9 protein-coding genes and 1 pseudogene are annotated in these 8,387 nt (G+C 63.4%); 6 read left to right on the top strand and 4 right to left on the bottom strand.

All coding sequences use genetic code 11. The features are described 5' to 3' along the window. Nucleotides 1–151: 151 nt before the first annotated feature. Nucleotides 152–457 carry a DUF736 domain-containing protein gene (locus tag CDQ91_RS14120; protein ID WP_336579957.1) on the top strand — a complete coding sequence of 102 codons (306 nt, stop codon included), beginning with the start codon at nucleotides 152–154 and terminating at the stop codon, nucleotides 455–457. A 58-nt stretch (nucleotides 458–515) separates the two neighbouring features. On the opposite strand, the gene CDQ91_RS14115 is transcribed toward CDQ91_RS14120, so the two are convergent. Further along, a complete protein-coding gene (locus tag CDQ91_RS14115; protein WP_088473362.1) occupies nucleotides 516–737 on the bottom strand; it encodes a helix-turn-helix transcriptional regulator in 222 nt (73 codons plus the stop codon). A gap of 547 nt (nucleotides 738–1,284) precedes the next feature. On the opposite strand from CDQ91_RS14115, the gene CDQ91_RS14110 reads away from it, so the two are divergent. Genes CDQ91_RS14110 through CDQ91_RS14100 form a run of 3 tightly spaced genes read left to right on the top strand, consistent with a single transcriptional unit; the run spans nucleotide 1,285 to nucleotide 3,402 of the window. Further along, nucleotides 1,285–2,178 (top strand): ArdC family protein, encoded by an 894-nt coding sequence (locus CDQ91_RS14110; protein ID WP_088473361.1) that lies wholly within the window; start codon nucleotides 1,285–1,287, stop codon nucleotides 2,176–2,178. Further along, nucleotides 2,175–2,426, top strand: a complete 252-nt coding sequence (locus CDQ91_RS14105; protein WP_088473360.1) for a sigma factor-like helix-turn-helix DNA-binding protein — start codon at nucleotides 2,175–2,177, stop codon at nucleotides 2,424–2,426. The genes CDQ91_RS14110 and CDQ91_RS14105 overlap by 4 nt, the downstream gene beginning before the upstream one ends. Before the next feature lie 58 nt (nucleotides 2,427–2,484). Then, nucleotides 2,485–3,402, top strand: coding sequence for a nucleotidyltransferase and HEPN domain-containing protein (locus CDQ91_RS14100; RefSeq protein WP_088473359.1), 918 nt, complete (start codon nucleotides 2,485–2,487; stop codon nucleotides 3,400–3,402). 211 nt (nucleotides 3,403–3,613) lie between these two features. Here the strand turns inward: CDQ91_RS14100 and CDQ91_RS14090 are convergent, their stop codons facing one another. Further along, a complete protein-coding gene (locus CDQ91_RS14090; RefSeq protein WP_088473358.1) occupies nucleotides 3,614–3,844 on the bottom strand; it encodes a conjugal transfer protein TraD in 231 nt (76 codons plus the stop codon). A 16-nt stretch (nucleotides 3,845–3,860) separates the two neighbouring features. Further along, a complete protein-coding gene (locus CDQ91_RS14085; protein ID WP_088473357.1) occupies nucleotides 3,861–4,184 on the bottom strand; it encodes a conjugal transfer protein TraD in 324 nt (107 codons plus the stop codon). A 172-nt stretch (nucleotides 4,185–4,356) separates the two neighbouring features. On the opposite strand from CDQ91_RS14085, the gene traA reads away from it, so the two are divergent. Then, on the top strand, nucleotides 4,357–7,329 hold the full coding sequence (traA, locus tag CDQ91_RS14080) for a Ti-type conjugative transfer relaxase TraA (protein WP_088473356.1): 2,973 nt from the start codon (nucleotides 4,357–4,359) through the stop codon (nucleotides 7,327–7,329). 9 nt (nucleotides 7,330–7,338) lie between these two features. Beyond that, nucleotides 7,339–7,800 carry a DUF6118 family protein gene (locus CDQ91_RS14075; protein ID WP_088473355.1) on the top strand — a complete coding sequence of 154 codons (462 nt, stop codon included), beginning with the start codon at nucleotides 7,339–7,341 and terminating at the stop codon, nucleotides 7,798–7,800. Nucleotides 7,801–7,977: 177 nt separating this feature from the next. Here CDQ91_RS14075 and CDQ91_RS21715 read toward each other — a convergent pair. Then, a pseudogene (locus CDQ91_RS21715) lies at nucleotides 7,978–8,377 on the bottom strand (inositol monophosphatase family protein); the annotation flags it as partial. Between the last annotated feature and the right edge of the window lie 10 nt (nucleotides 8,378–8,387).

Below are 8,387 nucleotides of genomic sequence, written 5' to 3'. Positions count from 1 at the left end.
GCACCCGGTTCACCTCACCCATCCACTTCGCTCCCCGTGTTGCGGCACGTGGAGGACGGGGCCTTTCACCCCGCAGAGACAATAATCGCGCGTGGTGGATCCTACCCACCACTCTTGGCGCACGAGACGACCAATGGCAGCTATCGGCTTTGTGAACGGCACCATCGAAAAAGGCTTCGTGGGCCAGCTCAAAACCCTCTCGATCCGCGCCCCGATCGAGATCCGTGTGAACCCCTCGAAGAACGGCGACGTCCAGCCCGACTACCGGGTCTATTCCGAAGGCGTTGAGATCGGCGCCGGCTGGATCCGCATCGGCGAAACCTCGGGCAAGCCCTTTGTGTCGCTGACGCTCGCCGCTCCGGAGTTCGGGCCGCGGCGCATCTACGCCAACCTCGGCCGCGCCGCTGGCCAAGATAGCGACGACGCCTATGCAATTATCTGGAACCCCGACAATTGAAGCCGGGTTTTCACCCCGCGCCGCCTCGGCGGCGCGGGGCTTTGCCGTGTCTGGCCGCTCAGGCCGCTTCGCGCTTGAGATCGGCTATGGTGAACGATCGCGGGTTACGCAGCCACATTTCGACTTCGCCGGCGCGCCAGCCACAGCAGCGCTCGGCGAGTTTGTGCTGGGTCGGGAAGGTTCCGGCAGCGATCTTGCGATAGAGGGTGGCACGGCTGAGGCCGGTCAGATCGAGCACCTCATTGAGACGCATGAGGCGGAGGGGAGATTGAAATGCCATGCTGTTCTACTCCATCTGTTGAACGAATTTGCGTCGACACGAGATAAAGAGAGCATGAGCGGCGCTAACGTCAACACCTTATAAAACCGCGATTTTCGGCGTAGTCTTCTGGCGTAGGGCCGCCGGTATCCGCCGGCGTCCATGGAGGTCTGCGGGCGGCCTTGGCGTATCCGCATTTATTTTTCTCACAGCGTCCCACCGATGTCGCGGCGGAGAACGAATGAGGCCGTCGGCGACGGCCGCGCGTCGGAATGACGCGCCGTAACCGGCGCGGCTCTTGTCCGATTCGCGAGTGGGGGGCGCCGCTGGCGCGCATGCGGTCGCCGCTGTGCGGCGGCGTTGGTCTGTCCCGGCACGGCGGGGGCAGGGTGGGCGTCACTCGCCTTAGCCCCGCCCGGCCGGGCCACAACCCGCGTGCCGCGGGTCCTGCACTGCGTTCCGGTCCTGCGGATGCAGCCCGCCCGTTGATGCGGGTCTGCCGGCTCCTTCCTACCGCCCACCCCGCCCCCTTCCGGGCCGGGGTGCGGTGGCTGGAAGGAGAAAGGATATGCGTGCGGATAGGATCGAACGGGCGAACCTCTATTCGGAGGTGACCAACCGGATTATCGCAGAGCTTGAAGAAGGGCGGCTGCCATGGGTGCAGCCTTGGGATAGCGCGGCGTGCGGATGCACGATGCCGCAGAATGCAGGAACGGGCCGCAAGTATAGCGGGATAAATGTGCTGATCCTGTGGGCGGAGATCGTCGCGAAAGGCTATGCGTCACAGCGTTGGCTGACCTGCCGGCAAGCCGAGGCAGCGGGCGGCAACGTCCGGCGCGGCGAGAAGGGCACGGTCATCTGCTATGCCGACCGGTTCACGCCGAAGGCAGAGGCCGAAGCCGCGCGCGGCGAGGGCCGCGAGGCGCGGCAGGTCGCTTTCTTGAAGCGTTTTGTCGTCTTCAACATCGACCAGTGCGAGGGACTGCCCGACGATACCATCGCGCCGATGGTCAGACCTGATCCGGTGCTTGCCATTGCCGAGGCCGATGCGCTGATCGCTGCGACCGGCGCGCGCGTCAATATCGGCGGCGGTGAAGCCTTTTACAGCCCCAGCCATGACTTTGTGCAGGTGCCGCCGCAGGCGGCGTTTCATGAACCGGTCAACTGGTATCGCACCGCGCTCCACGAGCTTGGTCACTGGACCGGTCACGCCAGTCGGTTGGACCGCGACCAAAAGGGCGGGTTCGGGTCGGAGACTTATGCCAAGGAAGAGCTTGTCGCCGAAATGGCGGCGGCGTTTACCTGCGCTTCGCTCGGCATCGCGCCGACCGTGCGCCATTCCGATTATATCGCGTCGTGGCTGTCGGTTCTGCAGGGCGATGACAAGGCGATTTTCCGCGCTGCCAGTCAGGCGAGCAAGGCGAGCGATTTCCTCCTCGCCTTCGCGGGAGAAGGCGAATGAGCGCGCGTAAGCCACGCGAAGAACGCCTTCGCCTGTGGCGCGCCGAGCGCGTCGTGGACCAGATGCACGGCATGGACCGAAAGGTGTTTCTCGCAATTCGCGTCGATGAAATGACCTATCCACAGATCGCGGCCCGCTTCGGCATCAGCGTCGCCGATGTCGAAGCGCACTTCGCGGCGAGCCTGCGCATCATGATGAAAGCCATGGATGAAAAAGATCCATGGTGGTGGCGTTTCCGGCTGTGGTGACCATCTTCGCGCCGGATGGCGCTTGCCATCCGGCGCATCCAATTACAGGGTGAAAACAATGCGCACCGACCTCGATCATCTTCCGGCCAACAAGCAGCGCGAGCTTGAGCGCGTGAAGCAGATCATCTTCGAAGAATTTGCCGACAGCATCGCGCTTGCGACAATGAGCTGGAAGAAGAAGGGCCGGATCGACAAGATCATCCTTTACGGCAGCTACGCGCGCGGCGGCTGGGTCGATGAGCCGCACACAGCCAAGGGCTATCGGTCCGACTTCGATCTGCTGATCATCGTCAGCGACAAAAGGCTCACGGACAAGGTCGATTACTGGCTCAAGGTCGAGGACCGGCTCAACCGCGAGCTTGCGATCGACAAGACGCTACACACGCCGGTCAACTTCATCGTCCACACGATGCAGGAGGTGAACGACGGCCTCGCGCACGGGCGCTATTTCTTCATGGATGTCGCGAAGGACGGCATCGCGCTCTATGAGTTTGACGACAAGGAGCTGCACAAGCCGAAACCGAAGACGCCCGAGCAGGCGCTCGCCATGGCGCAGGAATATTTTGATAGTTTTTTCCCGGCGGCGATGCAGTCTTTTGAAGGCGCACAATTTCATATCGGCAAAGGCTATGTGAAAAAAGCGGCGTTCGACATGCATCAGACGACCGAGCAACTGTACCACTGCGTTCTGCTCGTCTGCACATTCTACACCCCGCACGTCCACAACCTGGCGTTCCTTCGCACCCAAGCTGAGCGCATCGATATGCGTCTCGTAGATGCTTGGCCGCGCGAATTGAAAGCGGACCGCAAGCACTTCGAGAAGCTCAAAGAAGCCTATGTAAAGGCGCGCTACTCAAAACATTACCGGATCACCGAAGACGAATTGCGCTGGCTTGGCGAGCGCGTCGAAGAACTCGGCCGCGCGGTGCACGCAATCTGTTCGGAGCGCATCGCCCAGCTGGAATCAGCTGCGTAGGCTCAACGCTGATCTATGCCCCGGCGCATGACCATCGCCCGTCAAATCGAGGCACTGATCCAGCGCCTAGACGGCGTGGCGATCTGTGACGATTGCGTCACCGACCGGCTTAATTTGTCAGTGCGCTCACAGGCGAATGTCGTGACGCGCGGTCTTGGCGGCGCGAATGGTTTCCGGCGCGAAAAGCAGCCGTGCGGTCTTTGCAGTTCGATCAAGGTTTCGACATCGCATCACCGCTAAGGTCGCTGTCGAACGCGCGCCGCCCCCGGCGGCGCCATAGTAGCAGTTGCTGCTCGCGTGCTTCGCCGCGCAGCGTCGCGGCCGCCTCGACGAGCAGCCCAAGGATGACCGCGCGATCATCGCCGGTCAGCTCGATCAGATCGGCCTTGGCGATCAGCCCACCCAGCTCGATCAGCTGGCGCGTCCGCTCGCGGCGCTTCACCTGCCATGCCCGCGTGTCATGCCGCGCCCGCTTCGCCTGAAGGCGATGGCGGGCCTGCGCCGTTCGCCGATGCGCTGCTCGCGTGGCGGACAGCGCCTTTGCGAGCGCGGGCGCCGTCGCCGCGAAAGAACGCCGCGCCGCTCTTGCGCCACGCCTCCTTCCGCGATGCGTCCGATCCCACGGCATCGAGCAGGGCGCCAGCAAGTTGCTCGATAGATAGCGCATCGGCGCCCGTCGCGGTGACCAGCTCGCCGAGCTGACTTTGCTTCTTCGTCTTGAGCGTCTTTGCCTTGTGGGTGAGCGCCTGGAGTTCGGCGTCAAAATCGCGGGGTTTACGCATCGGCTGTCCTTCCGTTTGAGGGAGTCGGACCAACCAGCTATGCCGAGTCTCATCTTCGTTCAAGCAGCTGAAATCTCTTGCGACTTTGTGATCCCGAGCGCGATGAAATCGTGTGAGGGCGCGCTTATACGTCGTGCCGACGTGCTTGTTTTGCTGCAAATGGTACGCCGTCATGGCGATCTATCATTTCTCGGCAAAAGTCATTTCCCGCGCTGTGGGCAGCAGCGCCGTTGCCGCGGCGGCCTATCGTTCGGCCGACCGGCTGCACGATGAGCGGCTCGGCCGCAGCCACGACTTCTCGAACAAAGCGGGCGTCGTGCACAGCGAGGTGCTGCTCCCCGACGGCGCGCCCGAGGAATGGCGCGACCGCGAAAAGCTCTGGAACGATGTCGAGGCGGCGGAGATCCGCAAGGACGCGCAGCTCGCTCGCGAAATTGAGTTCGCGATCCCGCGCGAGATGACGCAGGAGCAGGGCATTGAGCTTGCCCGCGACTTCGTCCGAGACGAGTTCGTGGCGCGCGGCATGATCGCCGATCTCAATGTTCACCGGGACATCGGGGGCGACGGGCTGGCGCGGCCGCACGCGCACGTCATGCTGACAATGCGCGAAATCCGCACCGGCGACGACGGATCCGTGGAGTTCGGCGCGAAAGTTCGCGACTGGAACCGCACCGAGCTGCTGACCCATTGGCGTGAAGCGTGGGCCGATCACGTCAACACTCGCCTTGCCGAACTCGATATCGACGCGCGCGTCGATCACCGCACATTGGAAGCGCAAGGGATCGAGCTTGAACCGCAGCACAAGATCGGGCCCGCAGCGTCGCGGATGGTGGAGCAGGGGCTCGAAGTCGACCGCGCCGAAGAGCATCTCGATATTGCGCGGCGGAACGGTGAAAAGCTGATCGCCAATCCCGCGATCGCGTTCGACGCGATCACGCACCATCAGGCCACATTTACCGAGCGCGATCTTGCGATGTTCGTTCACCGGCACAGTGCCGGCACCGATCAATATGCCCAGGTGATGTCGGCGGTGAAAGCATCGCCCGAGCTGATCGCGCTCGGCAAGGACGGGCGGGGCGAGGACCGGTTCACCTCGCGGGCGATGATCGAGACCGAGCAGCGGCTCGAACGAGCGACCGCGACACTCGACGCGCGCCGCAATCATGTTGTTGCCGATCGTTATCGCGAACGGGCGCTCGCGAGCGCGTCAGCACGCGGCCTCGATCTATCGATTGAGCAGCGCGGCGCGCTCGAGCATGTTACGTCGGCAAGGGGTGTCAGCAACGTGATCGGCTATGCCGGGACCGGCAAGAGTGCGATGCTCGGGGTCGCGCGCGAAGCGTGGGAGGCTGCGGGTTATCAGGTGCAGGGCGCCGCGCTATCGGGTATCGCCGCCGAGGGCTTGGAACATGGTTCTGGCATCGGCTCGCGGACCTTGGCGAGCCTCGAACATCAATGGGCCAACGACCGCGAACTCCTGTCGAATAAACACATCCTCGTCATCGACGAGGCGGGGATGATCGGGACGCGCCAACTAGAGCGCGTCGTCACCGAGGCGGAGCGGCAGGGGGCTAAAGTTGTGCTGGTCGGCGATCCCGAACAGTTGCAAGCCATCGAAGCGGGCGCGGCTTTCCGGGCCGCCGCCGAGCGCCACGGCGCGATCGAGATCAGTTCAATCCGTCGGCAGCACGAGGAATGGCAGCGCGATGCTACGCGCGAGCTTGCCACCGGGCGGACCGGCGAGGCAGTCGGTCGCTATGCCGAGGCCGGACATGTCCACGCCGCCAATACTCGCGATGCTGCGCGCACCGAACTGGTAGATGCGTGGGATCGCGATCGCCAGCGTCATCCCGATGCGAGCCGGATCATTCTTACCCACACCAATGACGAGGTGCGCCAGCTCAATGAGGACGTTCGGGATAGGCTGCGCGCGGGCGGATCGCTTGGCGAAGATTTCAAGATAACGGTCGAGCGCGGCGAGCGGATGTTCGCCGAGGGCGACCGTGTCATGTTCCTCAGGAACGAGCGCGAGCTGGGGGTGAAGAACGGCTCGCTCGGGACCGTCCAGAATGTCGATCGAACGCGCATGGCTGTCATGCTCGACGACGGGCGCAGCGTTGCGTTCGACCTCAAGGATTACGCCCACGTCGATCATGGCTACGCCGCGACGATCCACAAGGCGCAGGGCATGACGGTCGATCGGGTGCAGGTTCTCGCGACGCCGGGGATGGACCGGCACGGAGCCTATGTTGCGATGTCGCGCCACCGCGAGTCCGTTGATCTTCATTATGGCCGTGACGACTTTCGCGACCAGTCCAAACTCGTGCGCACCCTCGGTCGCGAGCGCGGCAAGGATATGGCGAGCGACTATCGCACCAAAGAGGTCGCGCCCAAGGCCGAACCGAAACGCGGCATGTTTGACGGGCTAAAACTCTCAGTCACGCGCAAAGCGCTTGAAGAGACTCCGCCCCAGCGGCTGCGGCAGGTCAAACTATCGGAGGTCCGCGTTAGCGCCAGAGCGCTCGAACCCGCGGTTGCGCGACCGCCGCTCGACAAGGCGATCGAGCGATTTGCGCGGGTGACGAAGGACATCGTCGATGTCCGGCGCGGTGGCGGCAAGGAACTGCCGCACGAGCTCGACGCCTATCACAAGGCCCGGCAGGAACTTGATGTGCTGCGTCCGGGCGGCGCAAACGATCTGCGCGAGGCGTTCGGGAAAAGCTACAAGCTCACCAGCGAGGCGGCCGAAGGACGGACGGCGGGGGCGATCGCCGCGATGGACCGGCAGGAAGCAGCGCGCGCCGCGGAGCGCGTGGCGGCCGAGCGTGCGGCGCGCGATCGCGCGCAGCTCGCTGTCGAAACGAAAAGGCTCGCCGCCGAAACCGAGAAGCGTGCCGACCAGTTTGTTGCGACATGGAAGAAGGAGAGCACGATAGCCCGCAAGGCACCGACATATGCGGCGCGCGACGAGGCGCGCGCCAACCTCACGAGCATGGCGAAGAGCCTTCACCGCGATCCCCAACTCGAGTCGCTCCTCGAAAATCGCCGCGCGCAGCTCGGGCTGGACGCCATGAGAGGGAAAACGCTGTCTCAGGATCTCCAGCTAAGTCTAGGCGCTGGACGCGGGCTGGGGATATCGATGTAGGCTGCGTCCATGACACGCAAAATCACCCCCGCCGCCCCGCCCTCCAACGATGCCGCCAAAGCCTTCGACGATTTGCGCAGCGAGATTTCCCTGCAACGGTCCGCGATCGAAGGACTCACATCTGCAAAGGAAAAGCTGCCCGACTATTTGCCGACGCTTCGTGACATGGAGTCGCGTCTCGGGCGGATGGAGGAGCGACTTGACGGCATCCACCAGCAACCGGCCATGCAGTTCACACCCCTGAAGTTTGCTGCAGAAATGTTCGAGGCATCGAAAACCTGTCGCGCCGAGGATCGCAAAGCCATCGGTGACGCCCGCGAGGAGCTGGCGCGCTCGCTCGGCCGCATCGAGGGAATGATTAAGAAAGGCCGCTCGACCGAGGAGCAGGATTGGTGGGTGACCTGGGCAGCTACGGGGGGTGTCCTGCTCGGTGCATCCCTAGCGCTGATCGGCGTTGCAGCTTGGAGTTGACGTTAGCTGGAGTTGTCCGTGATTTGGAACGCTGCCAGCAAAACGCTCAACCAGACGAGTCGGGATTGCGCATGGAGCAGGTCCTCATGAGTTCCTCAGTCTCAACCTGAAAGCGGTCGTTGGGACGACGCAACTCGCCGACGATATCTGGAAATTTTGCAACCGAGCGATCGCCTCTTAGGTCATTTCTGACACCAGTTTCAGAACCCTGTCGGCCCACTCGGGGCGGCAGATCAGCAGGTCCGGCATATACACATCGGCTTGATTACAGATATTCGGGCTGCCGTCGACGCGGCTGATGTGGAGACCGTGGGCCATAGCGACCGCAGCAGGGGCGCAGCTTTCCCATTCATATTGCCGCCGGTGTGCAGGTAGATTTCGGCCTAACCACGGACGACTACCATCGCCTTGGCGTCGGCGCTGCCCATGGGCAGCAACTCGGCACCGATTTCTTCCTAGCGGGACGGGTGCGGCTGACGACTATGCGGTGCGGGTCGGCAGGGGCAGAACGGGGCTGGGGCTGGACCATCCGCAGAACGCCGCCCAGGCCGGGTAGCGCTACCGCGCCGACGATCGGCTTCGGCAGA

Source organism: Sphingopyxis witflariensis (genome assembly GCF_002205635.1).
Taxonomy (GTDB): Bacteria; Pseudomonadota; Alphaproteobacteria; order Sphingomonadales; family Sphingomonadaceae; genus Sphingopyxis; species Sphingopyxis witflariensis.
This window is presented reverse-complemented; position numbering and strand designations above follow the sequence as displayed.

Excerpts from the sequence above, each read along its gene's own strand:
- CDQ91_RS14085 (WP_088473357.1), bottom strand. The coding sequence starts at position 4,184 with ATGCGTAAACCCCGCGATTTTGACGCCGAACTCCAGGCGCTCACCCAC.
- CDQ91_RS14075 (WP_088473355.1), top strand. The coding sequence starts at position 7,339 with ATGACACGCAAAATCACCCCCGCCGCCCCGCCCTCCAACGATGCCGCC.
- traA (WP_088473356.1), top strand. The coding sequence starts at position 4,357 with ATGGCGATCTATCATTTCTCGGCAAAAGTCATTTCCCGCGCTGTGGGC.
- CDQ91_RS14105 (WP_088473360.1), top strand. The coding sequence starts at position 2,175 with ATGAGCGCGCGTAAGCCACGCGAAGAACGCCTTCGCCTGTGGCGCGCC.
- CDQ91_RS14110 (WP_088473361.1), top strand. The coding sequence starts at position 1,285 with ATGCGTGCGGATAGGATCGAACGGGCGAACCTCTATTCGGAGGTGACC.
- CDQ91_RS14100 (WP_088473359.1), top strand. The coding sequence starts at position 2,485 with ATGCGCACCGACCTCGATCATCTTCCGGCCAACAAGCAGCGCGAGCTT.
- CDQ91_RS14115 (WP_088473362.1), bottom strand. The coding sequence starts at position 737 with ATGGCATTTCAATCTCCCCTCCGCCTCATGCGTCTCAATGAGGTGCTC.